The 23,088-nt window shown below is 63.0% G+C and carries 8 protein-coding genes; 5 read left to right on the top strand and 3 right to left on the bottom strand.

The genetic code is table 11. From position 1 onward, the window contains the following. The first annotated feature begins 110 nt into the window (after positions 1 to 110). From gspE to HX868_RS29485, 4 genes are all read left to right on the top strand, one after another. Complete coding sequence (gene gspE / locus HX868_RS29500) at positions 111 to 1,529, top strand: type II secretion system ATPase GspE (protein WP_177005293.1); 1,419 nt, start codon at positions 111 to 113, stop codon at positions 1,527 to 1,529. After that, on the top strand, positions 1,529 to 2,740 hold the full coding sequence (gene gspF / locus HX868_RS29495) for a type II secretion system inner membrane protein GspF (RefSeq protein WP_177005292.1): 1,212 nt from the start codon (positions 1,529 to 1,531) through the stop codon (positions 2,738 to 2,740). The genes gspE and gspF overlap by 1 nt, the downstream gene beginning before the upstream one ends. Positions 2,741 to 3,070: 330 nt before the next feature. Next, on the top strand, positions 3,071 to 4,237 hold the full coding sequence (locus HX868_RS29490; RefSeq protein WP_177005291.1) for a substrate-binding domain-containing protein: 1,167 nt from the start codon (positions 3,071 to 3,073) through the stop codon (positions 4,235 to 4,237). 225 nt (positions 4,238 to 4,462) lie between these two features. After that, positions 4,463 to 17,062 carry a filamentous haemagglutinin family protein gene (locus tag HX868_RS29485; protein WP_177005290.1) on the top strand — a complete coding sequence of 4,200 codons (12,600 nt, stop codon included), beginning with the start codon at positions 4,463 to 4,465 and terminating at the stop codon, positions 17,060 to 17,062. Between the two features lie 68 nt (positions 17,063 to 17,130). On the opposite strand, the gene HX868_RS29480 is transcribed toward HX868_RS29485, so the two are convergent. The 3 genes from HX868_RS29480 to HX868_RS29470 all read right to left on the bottom strand — a co-directional run bounded on the left by HX868_RS29480 (position 17,131) and on the right by HX868_RS29470 (position 22,305). After that, positions 17,131 to 18,720 (bottom strand): hypothetical protein, encoded by a 1,590-nt coding sequence (locus HX868_RS29480; RefSeq protein WP_177005289.1) that lies wholly within the window; start codon positions 18,718 to 18,720, stop codon positions 17,131 to 17,133. A gap of 67 nt (positions 18,721 to 18,787) precedes the next feature. Continuing rightward, the gene (locus HX868_RS29475; protein WP_177005288.1) at positions 18,788 to 20,521 is read right to left on the bottom strand and encodes a hypothetical protein; all 1,734 of its coding nucleotides are present in this window, start codon (positions 20,519 to 20,521) and stop codon (positions 18,788 to 18,790) included. Further along, positions 20,518 to 22,305: a tyrosinase family protein gene (locus HX868_RS29470; RefSeq protein ID WP_177005287.1), complete on the bottom strand. Its 1,788-nt coding sequence runs from the start codon at positions 22,303 to 22,305 to the stop codon at positions 20,518 to 20,520. Before HX868_RS29470 ends, HX868_RS29475 begins: the two co-directional genes overlap by 4 nt. 158 nt (positions 22,306 to 22,463) lie before the next feature. Here HX868_RS29470 and HX868_RS29465 point away from each other — a divergent pair, with 158 nt between their 5' ends. Then, positions 22,464 to 22,928: an Lrp/AsnC family transcriptional regulator gene (locus HX868_RS29465; RefSeq protein ID WP_026000053.1), complete on the top strand. Its 465-nt coding sequence runs from the start codon at positions 22,464 to 22,466 to the stop codon at positions 22,926 to 22,928. The last annotated feature ends 160 nt before the right edge of the window (positions 22,929 to 23,088 follow it).

The following is a 23,088-nucleotide window of genomic DNA, read 5'->3' as shown; positions in this document are numbered from 1 at the left end:
GCGTTTTGCTTACTTTTGCGCTTTTCAAAAGTGAGCCGCTGTAAGAGCGGAACCATAAGCCGCCGTTACCGCAGCAACGGATATGTACACCCCTCCAAAGGGCAAACCCAATGAGCCTATTGCCGTACGCCTGGGCCAAATCCCAACGCATCCTCCTGCGCCCCACCGAAGCAGGCCACCTGCTAACCGTGTGCCCCTCAACCCCCGGCTGGTCCATCAGCGAAGTCCACCGCCAATTCGGCCAAACCCTCCTCGAACAAGTGCGCGACGACGAACTCGACGGCCTGCTCACCAGCGCCTACGCCGACACCGGCAGCGCCGCCGCCGTAGTGGGCGCCGCCGAAAACGAAGTCGACCTCGACCGCCTCATGCAAGACATGCCCGAAGTCACCGACCTGCTCGACACCCAGGACGGTGCCCCCGTGATCCGCATGATCAACGCCTTACTCACCCAAGCCGCCCGCGACGAAGCCAGCGACATCCACATCGAGCCCTACGAAACCCATTCCGTCGTGCGCTACCGCGTCGACGGCACCCTGCGTGACGTGGTCTCACCCCGCAAGGCGTTGCACGGCGCGCTGGTCTCGCGGATCAAAATCATGGCCCAACTCGATATCGCCGAAAAACGCCTGCCCCAGGATGGTCGTATCGCCCTGCGCGTAGCCGGCCGGCCCATCGACATTCGCGTGTCCACGGTGCCCACCGGCCATGGCGAACGCGTCGTCATGCGCCTGCTGGACAAACAAGCCGGGCGCTTGCAGTTGGAGACCCTGGGCATGGAACCGCAATTGCTGGCACGCCTGGACACGCTGATCCGCCAACCCCATGGCATCGTGCTGGTCACCGGCCCCACCGGCAGCGGCAAGACCACCAGCCTGTACGCCGCCCTGGCACGGCTGGACGCGAGCACCAGCAATATCCTCACCGTGGAAGACCCGGTGGAATACGACCTGCCGGGCATCAGTCAGATCCAGGTCAACGCCAAGATCGACATGACCTTCGGGCTGGCCCTGCGGGCGATCCTGCGCCAGGACCCGGACATCATCATGATCGGTGAAATCCGTGACCTGGAGACCGCGCAAATCGCCGTGCAGGCCTCGCTCACCGGTCACCTGGTGCTGGCAACCTTGCACACCAACGATGCAGTGTCGGCGGTTAACCGGCTGATCGATATGGGTGTCGAACCCTTCCTGTTGGCCTCGTCGTTGCTCGGTGTATTGGCCCAGCGCCTGGTGCGCCGCCTGTGTCCGCACTGCAAGCAGGAAGACCCGGCCGCCCCAGGCACTTGGCGTCCGGTGGGCTGCGCGCAGTGCAACCAGATCGGCTACAGCGGGCGTACCGGTATCCATGAGTTGTTTTGCGTCGACGACGATGTGCGCAGCCTGATCCACCAGGGCGCCAACGAGCAGGACCTGCGCCTGGCTGCGCGCCGTGCGGGGATGTTCAGCATGCGTGAAGACGGCGAGCGCTGGGTGCGCAGCGGCGCCACCGCGCCTGAAGAAATCCTGCGTGTGACACGGGACGCCTGATGAATCGCTATCGCTATGAGGCCGCCGATGCCAGCGGCAAAGTCGAGGCCGGGCATGTGGAGGCCGATAGCCAGAGCGCGGCCTTTGCCAACCTGCGCAGCCGGGGCTTGACCGCACTGCTGGTACAGGTCGAAGGCAATCAGCAAACAGCGGCCGGCAGCAGCCTGTTCACCGCCAAGCTGTCGGACAACGACCTGGCCTGGGCCACGCGGCAACTGGCGAGCCTGTTGGGCGCGAGCCTGCCGTTGGAGGCGGCCTTGAGTGCCACGGTGGAGCAGGCCGAGAAAAAGCATATCGCCCAGACCTTGAGCGCGGTGCGTGCGGATGTGCGTGGGGGCATGCGCCTGGCGGATGCATTGGCGGCGCGGCCTCGGGATTTTCCATCGATCTACCGTGCGTTGATCGCGGCGGGGGAGGAGTCCGGCGACCTGGCCCAGGTGATGGAGCGCCTGGCCGACTACATCGAGGAGCGCAACAACCTGCGTGGCAAGATCCTCACTGCGTTTATCTACCCCGGCGTGGTGGGGCTGGTGTCCATTGGTATTGTGATTTTCCTGCTGAGCTACGTGGTGCCGCAGGTGGTCAGTGCGTTTTCCCAGGCGCGCCAGGATTTGCCGGGGCTGACGTTGGCGATGCTCAATGCCAGTGACTTTATCCGCGCCTGGGGCTGGCTGTGTTTTGCCGGGATCGTCGGTGGTTTCTGGAGTTGGCGCCTGTATTTGCGCAACCCGGTGGCGCGCTTGAATTGGCATAGCCGAGTGTTGCGCCTGCCGCTGATCGGGCGTTTTGTGCTGGGCCTGAACACCGCGCGGTTTGCCTCGACCCTGGCGATTCTCGGCGGTGCCGGGGTGCCGCTGTTGCGCGCCCTGGAAGCGGCGCGGCAGACCCTGTCCAATGATCGCCTGAGCCAGTGCGTCAACGACGCCACCGCCAAGGTGCGTGAGGGCGTCAACCTGGCCCCGGCGTTGGCGGTGGAGAAGGTGTTCCCGCCGGTGCTGATCCACTTGATTGCCAGTGGCGAAAAAACCGGTTCGCTGCCGCCGATGCTGGAGCGTGCGGCGCAGACCCTGTCGCGAGATATCGAACGCCGCGCCATGGGCATGACCGCGTTGCTTGAGCCGCTGATGATCGTGGTGATGGGCGCGGTGGTGCTGGTGATTGTCATGGCGGTGCTGTTGCCGATCATTGAAATAAATCAACTGGTCACCTAGCTCACCCGACCGACCTCGGGTTCCTTATTACGTCACATTTTCACACCCAGCGCGGCCTCTAGCCGCGCCTGCTGAAACCTCGCTGTCACCTGTGCCGAAACCGCTCAAAACCGTGACCAAAACACCCGAGAATCTTTTTAGAAATCAAGGCGTTCCTCCCGAGGTTTTTTCCCATAACCGTCATCGGAAACTGCGACTTTCTCTTCCATGGTTTTACCCCTGGCCACCCCCGTAGCTACCTCAGGTAGTTCAGGCTCGGGACCGAAGCCATGGCGTCATGCAAGAGCCATCTACCCCAAAACGTACAAACACGACGAAAGGAGATTCTTCATGTTTAAGCGCACTATGATCGCGGCCTCTTTGGTGGTTGCAGCACTGGCTTCGGCCCAATCCATGGCCGCAGTGGTCGGTGGCGGTGCTACCCTGCCAGAAAAACTCTACGGCACCACCACCGGCACCGGTATTCTGGCGTCTTCCATTCCAGGTTTTAACGCCTACATCGGCGTCGGCAGCGGCGACGGCAAGAAAGCATTTTTCGGCAACGATTCGACCAAGCTGAAATTGGCTGCCGGTATCAACATTGACTACGCCGGCAGCGACTCGATTGTCAGCGGTGCAGAGCTTCTGGCTTACAACAATGACGCCGTCAAGGGCCGCGCTGCCTACGGTCCGCTGATTCAAGTGCCGGCTGCAGCCACTTCGGTGACGGTGCCTTATCACATCAACGGCAAGACCTCACTCAAACTCACCAGTGTTCAACTGGCAAACATCTTTGCGGGTGTGACAAAAAACTGGAATGAGGTGCTGTTCGACGGCGTTGCTGGCCCGGACCTGCCTATCAAAGTCGTCTACCGTACTGAAAACAGCGGTACGACTGAAATTCTGACCACCCACCTCAAGGCAGTGAGCGGTACGTTGTTGCCGGTTGCCAGCAATAGTTTCGCCACCGCTGTGGGGTTCAACCCAGCCGTTAACCCACCCGCCGGCACCAACTACATCGGTGTAGTGGGCAGTCAGGCTGTTGCCGCCGCTGTTGCTGATGCGAACAACAACGGTGCCATCGGCTACGTCAGCCCGGACTACGCACAGTTCAACGACGCGTCGGCCGTTGCTTCGATCAACGGCGCGCTGCCGACCGAAGTCAACGTTCAGGTCACGCTCGACACCGTTGCGCCACCTGCGTTGGGCAGCAATGACGCGAAAGACCCGTTGAAATGGGTCCCTACGTTTGCCAACCCGTCTGCGGGCTACCCTATCGTGGGCTACACCAACCTGGTCTTCAGCCAGTGCTACAAAGACACCACTGATACTGCACGTATCCGTGTTTTCCTGAACCGTCACTACACCGGTCTGAACAACGCTGCGGTCAGCAGCCACTCGTTCATCCCTCTCTCCGCGACCTGGCAGAAAGCTGTCCACGACAACTTCTACGTCACCACCAGCGCCTTGCGCCTGGGTGATACCAACACCTGCAACGGCATCGGTCGTCCGCTGTAAAACCCCGTTCCACAGGGTTCGTTCCACAACCGGCAATGACTTCGTGTCATTGCCGGTTTTGTCGTTTTCCTGCCAGCGCCACCCGTTGAACAGCACTGCATGAACATTGTGTGACAACAGTTCAGTCGCGCCGCCTGGCAACCGCCTTAAACAATAACCACAACACGCGCTGCGCAGTGCCTGCGCGCCGTCGTTCGCCTGCCCCGTCAAAAGGACCTGTAAGTGATGCGTTCCCGACTGAAGCTGCCTGCTACCCGCGCCGCCAAGGTGCCTGCCACTGCAGGTCAAGTGTTGCTCCTCAAACCCCTGGCCCAGGTCATTGCGCTGCTGGTGTTTACCGGCGGCGCTCACGCGGCGCAACCCCAGGCATTCAGTTCGGGCTGGTTCGCCGCCAAGGGTGCGGTGCAGGCCGCCGGCGGTGTGCGTCCGGGGGCAACGCTGCCGGGCACGCCACCGCCGTTGTCCCAGCAGCAACGGGGCAACCCACAGTTGCAGCGCTCGTTGCAGAACCTCACGACCAGTGTCGCCGCAATTGCCGCACAACAGGCCGCGCAGGCTGCAGCCAGAACCAGTGCAAGTGCGGGGCCGCAGACTCTTCACAACGGCCTGGGTGGCAATGGCTTGAATGTGGTGATCGGTGCGGACGGCAAGCCGCTGTTCGTCAATGCCGAGGGGCCAGTGCAGACCGATGCAAACGGCAAGACACTGGTGTCGATCAAGCAGACCGCCGACAAGGCGATCCTTAACTGGCAAACCTTCAACGTGGGCCGCGACACCACGGTGCAGTTCCAGCAGAACAGTGATTGGGCCCTACTCAACAGGGTCAACAACAGCACCGCGCCAAGCCAGATCCAGGGGGCGATCAAGGCAGACGGTACGGTGATGATCGTCAACAGCAATGGCGTTGTGTTCAGTGGCAGCAGTCAGGTCAATGTGCGTAACTTGGTGGCCGCCGCTACCGGGTTCAGTGATGAACAATTCACTGCCAGGGGCTTGTACAGCTCAAGCAACACCGCGCCGAGTTTTGCCCAGGCCGCTGGGAATGTGACGGTCGAGCGCGGTGCACAGATCCAGACCCACGTGCCTGCCACCTCGACCGCCGGCGGCGGTTATGTGCTGCTGCTCGGCAAAGAGGTGGAGAACGCCGGGAGTATTTCTACCGCACGCGGCCAGACCTTCCTGGCAGGCGGTGACAGTTTTGTGATCAAGAAGGGCTACAGCACCGACGGGAATATTGCCTCCACCACGCGTGGCAACGAAGTCAGCGTTACCGGCAGTGGCAAGGCCAGCAACAACGGGTTGATCCAGGCCTCAACCGGTGACATTACCCTGACCGGCCAGCAGGTGCTGCAAAACGGCGTGTTGCTCGCCAGCTCCTCGGTGGACGCCCGGGGCACAATGCATTTAAAGGGGACGGGCAACAACGCCGGGGTGACCCTGGGCGAGGGCAGCCTCAGCGCCATTGTGCTCGACACCAGCAACGCCCTCGACAGCCAGCGTGCCGGGTTGATCAAGCCGTCGGTCGACGTGGCCGGTAACGTTGTGCCGGCGGATGTCTACCGCCGCGACCAGTCGCTGGTGGACATCACCAGCGACGGCACGGTGGATTTTCGCAGCGGCTCCCTGACCCTGGCCACCGGTGGCCAAGTGGGCGTCAAGGCGGCGCAGCGCACCCTGTTGCGCGACGGAGCGGTGATCGATGTGGCGGGCGCCATCGGCGTCAAGTTGGCGATGGAATCCAACAGCGTCAAGGTCAATATCCAGGGCAACGAGCAGCGTGATGCGGCGGTCAACCGTGATGGCAAGGCCCTCAATAACAACGATGTGTGGGTGGATGTCCGCGACCTGATTTTTGTACCGGCCGGCACCAATGGTTATGCCACTGACCGCTGGTACACCGCGGGAGGGCTGCTGGAGGTGGGCGGTTACCTGGGCACACGCAACCATGGCGTTGGTGAATGGATGGCCCAGGGTGGCACGGTGACGTTCAGCGGCAAGGACGTGGTGACCCAGCAAGGCTCCCAGATCAATGTGTCGGGCGGGACCCTTGAGGTACAGGCTGGCAAGGTCAAGCAGACGTGGCTCAAGGGCCCTGGCGGGCGACTGTATGAACTGTCCAGCGCGCCGGGGGATCTGCTCTATACCGGGTTCTACAAGGGGTATGAAGACCAAAGCCAACGCTGGGGTGTAACCCAGTATTACTACAACCCCTTGATTGCACCCCGTGAGCGCAGCGAGGCCGGCTACACCGTGGGGCGCGATGCGGGGCGCCTGGTCGTCAGTACCGCCAGTGCAGTGCTGGAGGGACAGGTGGTGGGCGATACCTTCCAGGGTGATCGCCAGACCCAGGCTGCGCAAAAAGGCCTGGACGGTTACCTGCAATCGCACAAAGCCGTGGCGCGCGGCGCCGCCCTGGTGGTCGGCAACTATGTGCCGTATTACGTCAAGGACAGCGCTCAGGTGCAGTACGCCCTGGGCGCGGACGCCAACACGGTAAAAAACATTGTGCTGGGGCAGCGTACACATGCCATTGCAGCCGGTCTGGACCTGGGCACTGTGCTGCCAACTGATCGGGCGTCCACGCTTTATCTGGACAGCGACGCTTTGAACGCGACACAACTGGGATCGATCAACATCGCCAGCACTGGCTCGATTCGGGTCGACGGTGCGCTGGAGGTGGCAGCGGGAGGTGACATCACCCTGTTCGGCCCCAAGGTCGAGGTCAATGCCAACCTGACCGCGCACGCCGGCAGCCTGCAACTGGGCAACGTGCTGGCGCAGATTACCCCGACCGGCCGGGCCGATGTGACCCTGGGCGGTCGCGGCAGCTTGACCGTCAACGGCGGCGTGTCCCTGGACACCAGCGGCCTGTGGAGCAACCAAGTGCTGAACGTGGAGGACGGCAGCCGTTTGCCTTATCTCAACGGCGGCAGCGTGGCCGTGCGCAGCAGCGGCGATGTGACGCTGGCGGCTGGCAGCCGCGTGGATGTGTCTTCCGGCGCGGCCCTGGATGCCAGGAACCAACTGATCGGCGGCAAGGGCGGTGACCTGACGCTGGCGGCCAACGCCAACAGTGCTGAAAGCCGGGGCAACCTGGTCCTCAACGGCGAATTGCTCGGGTATGGGGTCAACGGCGGTGGCCGCTTGAGCCTGCAGGCGGGCAAGGTACTGATCAGCGATGCGGTGGCTGCTGCGCCAGGCGGGACGCTGCAGCTGGGCAGCGGGTTCTTCAACAAGGGCTTCGGTGCCTATGACATCACTGGCAACGAAGGTTTGCTGGTGGCTGACGGTCATCAGGTCAACGTCACTGTGCCGGTGTACCGCCTCAATGACAGTGGACAAAGCGTGGTGAGTGGCGCAGACCCGCGCAGTGCCCTGCAAATCTGGACGCCACCCCTCTACCAGGAAAACCCCACCAAGGGTCAGTTGACCGTGCGCAAAGGCGCGAGCCTGAACCTGCAAGCGGGCACTGTATTGTCCACTGCGGCGCAGATGGCGACCGTGCAGGCGCGCATCGGCCAGGGCGCCGTGATCAATGTGGATCCGGGCCAGTCCATCGGTGTGCGCAGCATTGGCCAACTGACCGTGGACGGCGCATTGAATGCCTGGGGCGGTAACATCACCTTGGGTGGCGTCAGCGTACAACCTGCGGTGGCCGACGCGGTTGAAGCCAAAGGTCACGACCGCTCCATCTGGATCGGCGAGCACGCCGTGCTGGATGTGGCTGCGCGCGCAGTGACGGCGGTTGACAGCCTGGGTCGGCGCTACGGTGTAGTGGGCCAGGGCGGCACTATCGTGGTGGGCGGGGTGATCGATCCCGCCACCGGCATCGCCAGCGCCGCCAACTTGTTTGTGGTGGTGCGCGAAGGCGCGCGCCTGGACGCTTCCGGCACCCAGGCCGTGCTGGATGTGTCCGGGCTGGGCCCGAGCGTGATCGCCAGCCGAGGTGGCAGCCTTTCCCTGGCGTCCAACAATGGCCTCTATCTGGACGGCTTGCTCAGGGCCAACAGCGGGGGGGCGGGTGCCGCCGGCGGTAGCCTGAACATTGCCCTGGAAGCGCCGTTGTACGCTGATTCGGCGGCTACCCGAGTGCGCCAGGCGCGTGAATTGATCGTCAGTACCGCCGAGTCGGGCACGCCGTTGCCGAACGGCAGCACCCCTGAATCGGTCGCGGGCAGCTTGACCTACGGCCACGGCCGGCTGAGTGTCAGCCAAGTCAACGCCGGCGGCTTTGACAACCTGGCGTTGCTGAGCAATGGCTTGATCAGCTTTGACGGTGACGTATCCCTGCGTCTGGGGCAAAGCCTGAGCCTGTATGCCGGGGCGATGGCGTTGACGGATCGTGCGGCGCGGCAATCCGAAGTGCTACTGGCAGCGCCCTATGTGCGACTGGCCGGGGTGGGCAACAACAGCCTGGGGACCGACAACCTCGTTCGCCCGACGGTCCAGGGCGGCGTTTCCACACAAGCGGCGGCGGGCCTGTTGAGGGTTGCAGCGGCCAACGTGTTGGACGTGCGCGACAGCGTCAACTTTGGCGCCCATGCCGAGCGCTCCAAAGCCTTGGCCGACGCCATTGACCGGCGTGCCTTCGATCAGGCCCATCTGATCAGCCAGGGGGACATGCGCTTTTTGGCCAGCAGTTCCGACAAGACCAAAACCGCCTTGATCACCTCAGCCGACCTGAACCTTACGGCAGCGCAGATTTACCCGGCTACCGGTGCCGTTGCAGAGGTCACGGCCGGTTACACAGGGGGCGACTTTGACCCGACGCGTACGTTGCGCATCGGCCGGGTCGGCAGTGCGATCCCGGCCCAACCTTATTCGGTATTTGGCAGTTTATTGTTAGGCGCCTCGACCATCGAGCAGGGCGGTGTCCTGCGTGCGCCCATGGGCAATCTGACCTTGGGCGTGGACGGCGGCATCACGCGTTCGACCAAATTGATCAATCTGTTGCCAGGTAGCCTGACGTCCGTCAGCGCCGGTGGCCTGGTGCTGCCGTATGGCGGAACAGTCGATGGCGTGACCTGGCAGTACGACGGCAAGCAGGTCGAGTTGCTGGGTGTCGGCGGCACCCGCAGCACCGGTAATGTGGCGGTGGGCGTGCAACTGACGGGCCGCGCGTTGAAGGTGCAGCAGGAGGCGGTGCTGGACCTCTCCGGCGGCGGCGAATTGCTTGGCGCAGCTTTTGTTTCCGGGCGCGGCGGTTCCACCGATGCGCGCTACAACCCCTTGGTGCAAATAGGCGCGGACGGGCGCTTCAGTTTGCCGGGGCTGGCCACGAACCCGATTTATGCGATTGTTCCCGGCGGCCAGCCAGGGGTCGCACCCAGCGGCGGCGAAGCGGGCGCGACCCAACCGCTGGTAGGGCAACAAATCAGTATCGGTGCCGGTGTTCCCGGGCTGCCAGCGGGTACCTACACTTTGCTGCCGTCGACGTACGCCTTGTTGCCGGGGGCGTTTCGGGTAGAGATCAACGGCTTGGCAGCACCCTTCGCCAACGGCGCGATGCGCGGCGCTTCGGTCATGAACAACGGCTCCTGGTCAACCGAAGGCTTCCTGTCGATTGCCGGAACCGGGATCCGTGACAGTTTATCGAGCCAGGTGATTGTCACTCCGGCTGCGGTGCTGCGCCGTTATTCCCAGTACAACGAAACCCCTTACGCGGACTTTGTTCGTGCGGATGCATTACGGCTGGGTGTGCCGCGCGCGGCGCTTGAAGCGGACGCCAAAACCCTGAAGTTGCGCCTGGTCGCTGGTCAACAAGACCTGGGGTTCAGCTTTGACGGTGTGGGGCGGTTCAACGCCTCGCAAGGCGGATTTGGTGCCACGGTTGCAGTGATTTCGGGTGGCGATATGGAAGTGCTTTCCGATACTGCCAAGGCCAGTACCGCGGCGTCGATGGTGTCGGTGCGCGCCAGTGACTTGAATGCCTTGGGGGCTGCCCGGCTGGTGGTGGGCGGAGAAATGACGGTGGTGTATGGCCAGGGTGGCAACTTTGTCAGGTCCGACCTGGCGGCAACCACTGCTAATTCAGTCGTTTTGCGTCAGGGCGCAACGCTCGCCGCGCCGGAAGTGTTCCTGGTGTCGGGCAGGTCATCGGGAGCCCTCGAAATCGAGCAGGGTGCATCGATCAATACCCTGGGGCGCGGCAAGGCCGCCTATGATTCTGACGATGGTTTTATCTATCGACCGGGCAACCGCAGCGTATTGGCCGTTTCCAATGGACGCCTGCAGATGTTGGCGCCGGTCAGCGGCGCCAATGGTATCGGCCCGGGCAGCATCTTGATCGGCCAATGCAACCCAGGCGCCTGCAGCGGTGACACCTCACTCTATTCCGAGGGCTCGATTGCCTTCGCCACCACCAACCAGTTTGCCTTGGGCGACAGCGTGCGCTACGGCACTCGCCATTTGGCCCTGGCAGTGGGCGGGATCAACGTGGGTAGCACCGAGGCGTTGGCCGAGGCCGCCGCGCGGGGCGCGTTGCCGTCAGGTCTGACGCTGAATCAGCAGGTGCTGGACCGGCTGCTGCGTGGTGATACCGCCTATGGCGCGCCGGCCTTGAAAAGCCTGGCGCTGACTGCCGGGCAATCGCTGAATTTTTATGGCAGCGCCCGCCTGAGCACCCTCGACAGCTCGGGTCAGTCGCTGCTCGATGAACTGTTGCTGACCACACCCGCGATCTATGGGTATGGCGCCGCGAACGATGTGGCGCTGATCCAGACCGGCACCTTGGTATGGGGCGGCGACATCAGTGCGCCGCCGGCGGTGATCAAGAATGGCGCAGGCACCGGCAGCGGCACGTTGGAACTGCAGGCGCGGCGCATCGAATTCGGCTATGGCCGCAACGCCCAGCCCGACAGCCTGGCCACCAATGGCCGGATGACCCTGGGCTTTGCCAACGTCAACCTTAACGCCAGTGAACGCATGACTGCCAACCACAAAGGCAGCTTGACCGTGCATCAGGCCCAGGGTGCCTATGAAGCTGGCAAGGGCTTTGCCTACAGCGGTGGCAACCTGAACATCACGACGCCTTTGCTGACCGGCGAAGCCGGTTCGGTCAACCGGATCACCGCCGGGGGCGATGTGACCGTCAAGGCTGCGGCCAACAGTGCGGCAGCGGTGGATACGACGGCCATCGACGCGCTGGGCGCCGAGTTGCTGCTGTCCGGGCGCAACGTGGCCTTGGACACCTCGGTGGTGCTGCCCAGTGGCAAGCTGACCCTCAGCGCTGATGAAGCACTGACCCTGGGCGCGGCTTCGCGCCTGGACCTCAGTGGGCGCACCGTGCGGATCAACGATGTGAGCCAATACAGCTGGGGCGGCGATGTCAGCCTGGAAAGCCGCCACGGCAACATTCACCAGGCGGCAGGCGCGCTGATTGACCTGTCTGCCCAATTCAACCAGGGCGGCTTGCTAAAGGCCGTGGCTGTGGGCGCCGGTGCCGGGCAGGTCGACCTGCAAGGGCAGGTTCGCGCCGGTAGCAGCGGCTATTACGATGCCGGTGGCACGCGCGTGCCGTATCTGGCCGGTGGCGTCGATATCCGTGCGCAGCAGGTGGGAGATTTCGCCGCCTTGAACCAACGCCTGAACCAGGGGCAGGTGTTTGGTTCGCGCAGCTTCCAGCTCAAGCAGGGCAGCCTGGTGATTGGCGATGAACTCAAGGCCAATCAAGTCAATGTCTCGGTGGATAACGGCAGTCTGACGGTGGTAGGCACCGTTGATGCCAGTGGCGAGCGTGTCGGCAGCATTCGGCTGGCAGGCAAACAGGGCCTGACCCTTGCCCGCAGCGCAGTACTGGACGCTCATGGCACGGCATTGCGGGTGGATAGCTACGGCAAGATCATCGACGCGCCGAACCGAGCAATGGTGGAACTCAGCAGCGGCGACGGTCAACTGACCTTGGCCGATGGTGCGCGCATCGACCTGCGCCATGGCACGGCAGCCGCGGGGCTATACGACAGTGTCGCCCGAGGCACCCTGGAACTCAATGCGCCACGGCTCAATGCCAATGACGTGGCCATCGATGCCAGCGGACAGGTCAACGTGTTGGGCGCGCGTTCCATCGCGGTCAACGCCGTGGCCCGTTACACCGATGCCCCGATGGGCGTCGAACCTTCGGCCAGCGGTCTACCGTATCAGGTGATTGATCAGGATTACCTGAAGCAGAAACACGCGCTTGCCCAAACCTTTATCGACAATGCCTTGAGCAATACCGGGTTGATGACGGGCAAGCTTGCGGGCTTGAACAACAGCCGCTACGCCGATGCGTTCCACCTGCGGCCCGGTGTGGAAATCGTCACCCAGCGTGACCTCATGATCAGCGGCGACCTCGACCTGTCCGGCTTCCGTTACGCCAGTGTCAACCCCAATACGCCGAAGACTTCGGTGTACGGTTCGGGCGAGGTGGGCAGCCTGGTGGTGCGTGCCGGAGGGAATATCAATGTGTATGGCAGCATCAACGATGGGTTTGCACCGCCGCCCCCGACCCCGGACGACAATGGCTGGGTGTTGACCCCTGGGCTGCAAGGGTTCGGCGCCGATGTGATCGTGCCTGGCCCTGGCGTCGTCCTCGCGAACGGCAGTGCGTTCCCCACGGGCAAGCGCCTCAACTACGCGCTGCCGATCCAGGCCACCACACTGGCCGAAGGCACGGTGTTACCGACCCAGGGCACACTCGATGCGCCACTGACCTTGCCCGCCAACACTGTGTTGAGCGCTGCAGTGCGCGACAGCGCCGGCAACCTGCTCTATGCCGCCGGCACCTTGTTGCAACAACCGGTGGTGCTGGTCGCCGGTACGCAACTGGACGCGGGTACCGTATTGGCGGGCGCAGCGTCCCTGCGCGCCATGACCTGGCCGGCGGGCGTGCCTTTACCCAGCCGGGGGGCCGTGACGGGCACTGCAACCGATGGTGTGTTGTTGGCCGGGAACCTGACCCTCAAGGTCGGCGCGTTGATTCCTTATGGCACCGATGTGAAATTGCCCAATGGGGCGGTGTCGGTGCCGTTGCGCACGGTGACCGGCGCAACGGCGCGCCAGAACTGGGCCGTGGCGCCCATGCTGGCCGAGGGCTCGCAATCGTGGTCGCTGCGTCTGGTATCGGGCGCCGATACCCAGGCTGCCGACACGCGAGCCATCCAGCCGGCCTATGCCGGCGACCTGACCCTGGCCGATACGCACTATGGGATTTATGAAACCCGCGTGAAAACCATCGTGCCTGGTCAGCCAGCCCGGCCGGGTGGCGCGTGGTACTGGAGTGACTTTGCCGCAGAGCTGTTTGGCGTCGAGGCGGGTACGCCGGTGCCGGAATCTGAGTGGGTTTCCTGCGACGAGGCGGAGATGTGTGTTCGCGTCAAGTATGTGTGGAGTGATCTCGGAGAACTCTTCGGGTTTGTTCCAGGCAAGCCGGTATCACCCGAGGACGAGAGCCTCTGCGACCCTGATTTGTGCATTTCCCAGGGTGAACCCACACCGGCCATTCCTGAGAAGATCACGCTGGGGGATGTGAAGCTGGTCTCGGCGGTGAGTCAGCCTTTCAGCGTACTGCGTACCGGGACTGGGGATCTGGACCTTATCGCTGCAGGCAATGTGGCGATGAAATCGCCGTATGGTATCTACACCGCCGGGGCCTCTAGCGCTTCGCGTGCAGGCAGTGCCGCCGGAGACTTTGACCGGGCTCGCGCCACCTCGGCAGATGGAACGGTGCTGGGCAGCGCAGCCAAGGCGTATGAGGCCTTGGTCGATGAAAGCAGCCCATACGCCGCCTGGTACCCCGATGGGGGCGGCAATCTGTTGCTGCGCACAGGCGGTAGCCTGACAGGCGATATCTGGACGCCAAACCAGGGTGTGGCAATGGTCAATGACGGTCGCACCCAACTCAACAGTGGCAACCTGGGTAACTGGCTGTGGCGTCAAGGCACGGGCAACACCCCTGGCGTGACGCCTGCGCCGACCAGTTGGTGGATCAACTTTGGTACCTATATCCAAGGCAATGGCAAAGCCAACCTTCAATTTGAAGACGCCAAACAGATCGACCTGCTGCCGAGGCTGGTCGGGTTCACCGGTATCGGCACCCTGGGTGGCGGCAATCTGACCCTGGACCTGGGCAGCGACGCCGGCATGCAGGTTCGCCGTGGCTCTGCCGATGGTGGCAGGGCACCCCGCAGCGAAGGGCTGGTGTTGGCGGTCGGTAGCTCCGGGCGGTTGGTTGACGGCCAATTGCTGCTCACCGGCGGCGGTGACCTGAATGTGCGCATGGGCGGGGACTTGAACCCAGGGCTGGACGCACGTGCGACCCGACCGAACGCTGCCGATGCGCGGTCAGCCGACTTCAAGGCAGAAACCCTCAGCCTCAACGGTGTCTTTACCAACCTGCGCGGTGCCCTGAATCTGCAGGCCGGTAGCCTGGGCGGAATCGCCTTGAACTATGGAGGTATGCGTGGCGATCAGGATGTGATGGACAGCCGGGCCTACTCGCCCTACACCGCGAGCCTGGGTACAGCCACCGGCGGAATCACGCTGATGCTGGGAGATGCCACCGCCAGCCTGTCGACCCGAGGTGACCTGGTGTTGGCGGGGGCCGGCGACCCAGGGCGGGTTTCCACCGAACATGCCCAAGCGTTCAATTACAACGGCCAGGACTATGGCAATGGGACCACCTGGTTTTCGTTATGGACCGAGCGCACTGCCATCGACTTATTCTCGGCGGGCGGCAGTGTGACACCCAGTGTGCAGAGTGTGTCGCTCAGCCCCGGTGGCAGTGTCGATCCACTGCAAGGACAGAACTACTCCCGATCGGATGGGCGTTTCATCTTCCCTTCCAAGCTCGGCGTGGTGGCGGCCAATGGCAGTATCTACCTGGGTGCGTCCGCGCTGGGCAGCGGCCCGCAGCCCAACAACCCCGCTTACTCGCTGTTGCTGGCGCCGTCGAACAAGGGGCGGCTGGCGATGTTGGCCGGCGATTCGATCTACGCCAGTGGCTACGCCGTCAACCAGTCGGGTGACAGCCTGACGTCGATACCGACGCCGTTTGCGCCAGCGTTTGTCGGCAGAAACGGGTTCAGCAACGTCGTGGACAACCTGGGCAGTGATGCGATGCGTGATGACTTCACCTTCTTCGCGCTGCGCAGCCCTACTGATTTTGTGCGCCCGGATACCCAGGCACAACCGGCTAGGTTTTATGCCCGGCAGGGCGATATCGTTGGGTTGCGCAGTGGCGAAATCATCACGTTCAACGGCACACGGGCGGGGCAAGTGCGCTATGAGTCGGCAGGCCCGGTATGGATGCGGGCGGGGCGCGACATTGTCGGGTCAGGCACGTATCTGGGCACGTCCACGGTGTTCCCTGCAGTGCTGGGCAACAACGGTGATTACTCGGGAGACAGCCGCGGCAATCTGTTTGTGCATAACCGTCTTGACGATGTCTCGGTGGTGTCTGCCGGGCGCGACATTGTGTACAGCAGCTTCAATGTCGCAGGCCCCGGCACCTTGGAAGTCAGTGCCGGGCGCAATCTGTTGATGGAAGATAAAGCCTCCATCGCCAGCCTGGGGCCGGTGGCCGTCGGAGATTCCCGCTCCGGTGCGTCTATCGTGCTGGAAGCCGGTGTAGGCGCCAATGGCCTGGATTACTTGAAGTTCGTCACCCCGTACCTGGACCGTGGCAATCTGGCCGTCGACGGTGTGCCCTTGGCGTGGCAGGCTGGCAAGGTGGCAAAAACCTACGAGGCTGAACTGCTGCAATGGCTCAAGGAACGTTATGCCTTCAGCGGTGACGCCAACCAGGGCAGTACGTATTTCGCGGGCCTGGGCCCTGAGCAACAACGAATCTTCGCCCGCTCGGTCTATTTTGCCGAAGTGCGTGAGGGCGGACGTGAATTCAACCGGGAAGCAGGCCCACGCTCAGGCAGCTTTGCGCGCAGCCGCGCGGCCATCGATGGGTTGTTGCCGAGTAAAGACGTGGCGGGCAACCCGATCGCGTATGACGGCGATATCACCCTGTATGGTGGCGCCGGCGTGCAGACCCGGTTCGGCGGCGATATCCAGATGCTCAGCCCGGGCGGGCAACAGGTCTTCGGTATCGAGGGCACCGCACCGCCGACCACCGCTGGTGTGCTGACCCAAGGTGCCGGGGATATTCAGCTGTACGCCCAGGGCAGTATCCTGCTGGGCCAGAGTCGGATCATGACCACCTTTGGCGGGGCAATTCTCGCCTGGTCCAACGCCGGCGACATCAACGCCGGCCGCGGCTCGAAAACCACCGTGCTCTACACCCCGCCCAAGCGGGTGTACGACACCTGGGGCAATGTGACCTTGTCGCCCAACGTACCGAGCGCCGGCGCCGGTATCGCCACGCTGGCCCCGATTGCCGAAGTACCGGCCGGCGACATCGACCTGTTGGCGCCAGCGGGCACCATCGACGCGGGCGAGGCCGGCATTCGGGTCTCCGGCAACGTCAACATTGCCGCCTTGCGTGTGGTCAACGCAGCCAACATCCAGACCCAGGGCAAGTCGTCCGGGGTGCCGGTGACAGCCGCGGTCAACACCAGTGCCATGAGTTCGGCCAGCGCAGCGGGGGCGGCGGCGTCCCAAGCGGCGGAAGACGCGGCGCGCAGCCAGCAGGCAGCGGCCAGGCAGGGCCGGCCGTCAATCATGACCGTGGAGGTATTGAGCCAAGGCAGCGAGCCATTGCCACAGGAACCTGTACCGGCGCAGAAAACCTCCGGCTACAACCCCGACAGCCCGGTGCAGGTACTGGGCGCGGGGCCGCTGAGTGAACAGGCGCGGGCGCGGCTGACGGATGAGGAGCGCAAGCAGATCAGCCTGTAAGACTTTGGAAAGGACCTCTCGTTGTACTGTTCGGGGCGATCACTGATCGCCCCTTTTTTTTGCCTCGGCTACGGGTTGTCCTTGAGGGTCTTGAACGCCTCGATGCGTTTGATCAGGCGCGTGTTCTTCGCCGAGTCGGCATTGCCAAACAGAAAGGAGAAATCCGACGCCAGTTTGGACCCGCCGGCAATCGCCGCGTACTGATGGCAGTCGTTGCAGTTATCTGTCTGCACGTAGGTTTCCATGGTGGTGTTGGCGACGACGACACTCTGGTCGCTGACAAACGGCCCATAGGACAGCGGCACCTTCACATTCGGCCCGGGGCCGGGATCGTTGGGCGCGTTGGGCGTCTTGGACCACAGCACGTTCACCAGTTTGTAGTACTGGAACACCGATTGGCCCTGGGTTTTCTGGGCGAAAGTCTGCTGCACCGCCGTGTTCAACACCTGCAGGTCCTGGGGCGTGGCATTGAGTCGCGTGGCCTGCACTGGCTGATCAAGAGGCGTGCAGTTGGGCGGCGTGTGAGTGGTATCGCACTGTACCCGTGCGATGTTGGGCGTGCAGGCGTCACCGGTGCAAGCCGGGTTGTTGAAACTATAGCCGTCGGGCGGGGTAGCGCCGCCGTCGGGCACGTTGTCGACCTGCTCGAAGGTGGTCCAGATGAAGTTCGGCTGGGTCTGGGTCTTGTTGATGATGTGCAGGCCCACCAGACCCACCACTTCCTGGGTACATTGCAGCGTGTCGGGGCGCTGCAGCCAGGCGACGGTGGTCAGGTAACGCCCGTACAGCTCGGGTTTGTTGGTGAGCACGCGCCAGGCTGCCTTGAGTTCCAGGGCGCCGAGTTCTTCCTGGGGCAGCGCCTGGGCCGGCAGCTCGCGTACCAGTTTGCCTGCGGGCAATGACAGGCCGGCCGGGTGCCGGTTGTCGCTGTTCTGCGCCACGATCAGTTGGTTGGCAGCGTCGTACAGCCCGTTATCGACGATGTAATCAAACTCGGCCTTGCCGACTTTGCGCTCGAAAAACACCAGGTTGCCCGACTGGTCCGTGAGCCAGCCACCGGAGGCTTCCATGATCGAGTCCGGCAGCGTCACCTGGGTGCCGCTGGACAGGTGGAAGCGGTGCTTGCGGTTGATCGCGCTTTCCGAGGTGGCCGTGATGAATTTACGCGCGCCCGTGGAAAATGCCTTGAGGTTGCCGGTGGCGGTGCAATTGGACGGCACCAGGGTTTCCACGCCCCAACCGGAGGGCTTGGGCGCGCCGGGCAGGAAGATATCGCTGGCGTCTTTGTAGCTGGCCCACACCGGGGCGTTGCTCATGGGCTGGCCGGGCGTTGGCGGCACGCCGAACTGGGCCGCGGTGCTTTGCGTGTCCGGCTCACCGGCCAGGCTCGGGTTGGCTGGCCAGCCGGGGTTGACCGGCCAGTTCATGGCGATGAACAACTGCCAGCCGAAACAGTTGAGAAAGTCCTGCTCGGTGCCGAAATTGTTCACCGGCAGGAAGCCGCCGCTGGTGGGATCGAACACCAGTTGGCTGACGCAGCTCTGGGCGTCCGAGGCTGCATTGGCCGGCGTGGTGCCCAGCAGGGGAAGTAGGGCGCAGGTGACCCAGCACAACACACTCAAGCGTGCCCGGCGCAGCGGGCGAAGCCATCCGTTCATGGTCGCATTCCTTGCTCAAGATTCAGGAGGCGGCCGCCCACGCCAGGCATGGGCGGCCGGGCGGTACTCAGGCGACAGGCACCAGCGCCAGGCCGCTTTCCCATGGGTGCTGGATGGCGCTGGGGTTGGCGGCTTCGCTGGGGTTCAGCGCGCGCACGCTGACCAGCCCCGGCGCCGCATTGCTGCTGACGGTGACGGTCATGATGTAGCCCTGGGTGCCGCCGCTGTCGGTCTGCCCTGGAATCGCCGAGGCATCCGGCAGGAATTTCGTGACCTGAGCCGTGATCCCAGGGTTGGAAAACTGCACCCGCGCATCCGCCGCCGTGGTCTTCGGGTCGGCGCCTTGCACCACCAGCACGAACTGGCCCGAGCTGCCGGGCGCAAAACTGGCCGGCAAGTCGCTGGGGGACTGGCCGTAGAACAGGTCAATCGGCAGTAACTGCACCGGCCAGGGTTGTGCATCGGTAGTGTTGGCTGCCACGCAGTCGCATTCCTGGGGCGTGGCGGTGAGTGGCGCCGGGGTCACGCTCAGGGCCACATTCAGCTCGTTGGCGATCACCCACACGTAGTCGATCGGCGTGCCACCGATGGTGATGTCGTTGATCGAGAATCCCGCGCTGGCCGGCACCTCGAACACCGCCTGCAGAATCTGGTCGGAGTTGTTCGGGCCGGTGCCGGCGGTGCCACGGGTGATGCGCCAGTAGCTGCTCACGTCCTGGCCTTGCGGGCCTTTCCAGGTGCTGAAGGACTTGGGTTGTTGCAGGTACAGACCGATGGGGTTGGTCAAGGAAATCAGGGCTTTGACGGCTTCCTGGTTGGCGGAGAAACCGATATGCGGATCGGAGTTACGGTAGTTCTGCCCGTATTGGGCGCAGCAGATCAGGTTCTGTTGGTTGCCGCTGCTTTTGATCGGCCGCAGGATGGTGGCCGCCGCCGCCAGGTAGATCTCGGCACTCAGGGTGTTGGGGCCCGAGGTCAGGTGCATCGCGCCGCCCGACACACCCGGAATGCGCACGGTGCCGCTGTTCCATTTGTTCACGGTGTCGTAGGCGGGCTGGCCGGTGGTGGGGTCGAGCACCGGGTCGCCGGCGTTGCCGGTCGGGCCGTTGGCGGTGTAGCGCAGGTACAAGTCTTCGATCTTCACCTGTGGGTCGACATAGGCTTTGTACAGCCCCAGCACGGCCTGCGGGTCGATGTTCCACATGGTCAGGAAGTAAGCCGGGTTCTCGCTGGTGAACATGATGCTGCGCATGTTGCCGTTGGGGTCGCGGGTGATCGACCACTCGCAATATTCATCCAGCCAGCCGCGTGGGCCCGAGGGTGAAAAGTCGGCGTAGGGGCCGTGCCAGTTGATGGACTTGCACAGCACGCTGGGGATCTGCAGTTGGGTCGCCTTCGGGTCCGGATACAGCGAGTACAGAGTGTTGTTGAGGGTGATCTGGCCGTGGTCGGTCAACTGCATCACCTGGTCCAGGGTCATGGCCTTGCCGCCCAATTGCGGGACCACGGCGGCGCCGTTGTTGTAGAAAAACGTCCACAGCCGGTTGGGGAAGGGCTGCCAGGTGATGGTCACTGGCGTCTGCGTGCCGTAGCCGCTTTCGATCGGGTTGTAGTAGCCCGAGCGGGGTGCGTCGTTGAGGTTGGACCAGGGGTTGCCGATCACCGACATCTGGGTCCAGCCGGTGACGTTGTTGTTCCAGTTCGTTTCGAAGGTGGACAGCTCGTTCTCCAGGCCTAGCTTGTTGTAGTCCTTGGGGGCTTGTTCGGCAGGGGAGGTGAATTGGGTGAAGGGCGTGCTCATGTTGGTTCTCCAGCATTGGTGTTGGTGGAGCAGCAACCGGCGTCCGGAGCGGGGCCGGCAGAGGTTTGGCGTGGGTCGTCCCACACCAGTTGGGCGATAAAGCCAGGCAGGGGCGCGTACGCATCGGGCGTCAACACCTGGCCAGTATCGGGATGGGTCACGATCAGCGATAACTGCGCTGTATCGGTCGGTTTGAGGTTCAGCGCCTTGACGTTGCGCGCTGCATTCAGTGCGCGGGAAACGCCCTGGGTGATGCAGCGGCCTTTGTCGTCCACCAGGCCCATGCCGATGCGGCTGAAGCGCCCGATGTAGTGCGGGTTGTCGGCATTCGCATGTTGCGCCGTGGCGTCGGGTTGATTGAGGAAGACGTCGATCAGGTAGGTGTCGTGGGTGCAGCGCACATGGTCGAACACCACCCAGGGGCCGGTGATGGCAGTCGGTTTCTGATGGCAGCACGCAGCTTTCGCTGCGCCAAACTGCGGGGCCACCGGGGTGCCGTAGTCGTAGCCGATATGCCGGCTGTCCTGGGCCATATCGCCGAGGGTGGTGTAGCGCCAGGTGTCGGCGCTGGTGAAGGTCACTTCGTCGGCCTGATGGCCAGCGAACGGCTGCAACAGGCACTGGGTGGTGTACTGCGCCGCCGGGTTGGCGCGGATCCAGACCTCCAGCATGCGGTCGATATTGGCGTGATACGAGCAGAACACCGGGTCGAACGCGGTGTAGGCGTTATCGGCCATGTCACCGCCGATCCAGCCGTGATAGTTGTCGTGGGGCTGCTCGTAAAGCCCATCGAAATTCAGCGCGCGGTTGGGATACAGGTCATTCGGTTGCGGCGGATCGAAGCTGGTGATGTTGGCCCAGGGGAAGCCCGGCACGCCTTGCGGCTGGCTGAACGTGGTGAACGCCAGCGCATCGACCACCTGCTGCTGAAAGATCCGGCTCATGCCATACAGTTGGGTGCGCTCGAAACGAAAGGCCTCGCCCTGGGTATAGAACAGCGGGTTGCGCTGCACATACAGGCAATCCACGTCCCCGACCGGCGCCGTGGCGCACACCTTGGAACAGCCGTCCTTGGCCGCCGCATACCGCAGCGGGTTACGTCGTACTTCACCGGTGTGCGGGTGCACATAGGTTTCATCGAGGAAAGCCTGGGGCAGGCCGGCCTGAGGGCTGCCGTCGATGCTGGCGTCCACGGCCATCCAGTCCCAGTAAGGAATCGCGCAGTCGATCAACGCTTCCAGGTACAGCAGATAGGCGCGATGCCACAGGGCGAAGGCTTCCTGGTAATGCAGGCACCAGTTTGTGTGAATGTACGCGTAACGCTGCCAGGGCGAGCCGCTGTCGGGGTCGCCGATGTGCATCACGTCATCCAGTTTGGCGCGGTACAGGTTCAGTTCATCGGCGCTCAGCGAGCGGATGTCCTGGCGCACGCGTTTGACCGGGTGCGGCAGCGCCGGTGGCGGGATGCGCTCGGCCACATCAAACGGCGAGATGCTGTTCAAGCGCCAGCCCTGGTTGACCCACAGCCGGAAAGTTTCCAGGGCATCGATTGGCCAGAATTGCTGCTGGTCGGTGGTCAGCGGCATGTTGCGCGAGGCGAGGTGCTGGTAGATGGTCTCCGACCAGGTCTTGACTGACGCCGGGTCTTCCAGGAACACGTCGTAGGCATTCATGCAGCCGATCCAGGTGGCCGCTACGGCGGCGCGCTGGCTGACGGGTATCCAGTAGGGTGCGCTGAAAAGTCCTTGGATATCAGCGGTCCATGTCGGTTTCGCGACTATCATAAGATCCCTCTCATGCCGCCGTAAGGCCAGGTGTTGGCCGGGCTGCTAAGCTGAATCGATGTTAACTAGCCACTGCGCAGGATTTGTGCAAATTGGCCCGTCATTGCGACGGATTCATTGCAATTTTCAAGGACGATTTGGAACCGATGACAGACGCCATGGATTTGAAAATCCTGGGCAAGTTGCAAAAGGATTGCGACCAGAGCCTGGAGTTGTTGAGTGACAGTGTGGGGCTGTCGTCCACCAGTTGTTACCGGCGGATTCGCCGCATGGAGAGCGCGGGGATTATCAAGGCGAAAGTGGCGGTCTTGGATGAGCGCAAGCTGGGGATTCAGGTGACGGCGTTTTTTCTGATTAAATTGGATAGGGATAGCAATGATATTGATCGCAGGATGCAGCACATACTCGCTGGGCATCCGGAGATTCAGGACTGCTACTTGATGACGGGGGAGTTTGATTTTGTGATGGTGGCGAAGTTTCGGGATGCTGCTGAATATACTGAGTATATCTATCGGTTTTTGGAGACTTATCGGGATATTCCGATTCGGACTTATTCTTCTACGTTGGTGGTTCGGACGGTTAAGAAGTCTTATGAGTTGCCGTTGCAGGGGGTGGGGTTTTGATTGAGTACATATCCGTTATTTGAGTGATGGCCACTATTGGTTCCGCTCTTACAGCGGGTCACTTTTGAAAAGCGCAAAAGTAACCAAAACGCTCTTGCCCCAACACTCGGCACCTCGCCTAGGCTCGGTGTGCCCTCACTCCGGCTTGAATCCGTGGGCC

The sequence above is a fragment of the Pseudomonas reactans genome (genome assembly GCF_013385825.1).
Classification (GTDB): Bacteria; Pseudomonadota; Gammaproteobacteria; order Pseudomonadales; family Pseudomonadaceae; genus Aquipseudomonas; species Aquipseudomonas reactans.
This window is presented reverse-complemented; position numbering and strand designations above follow the sequence as displayed.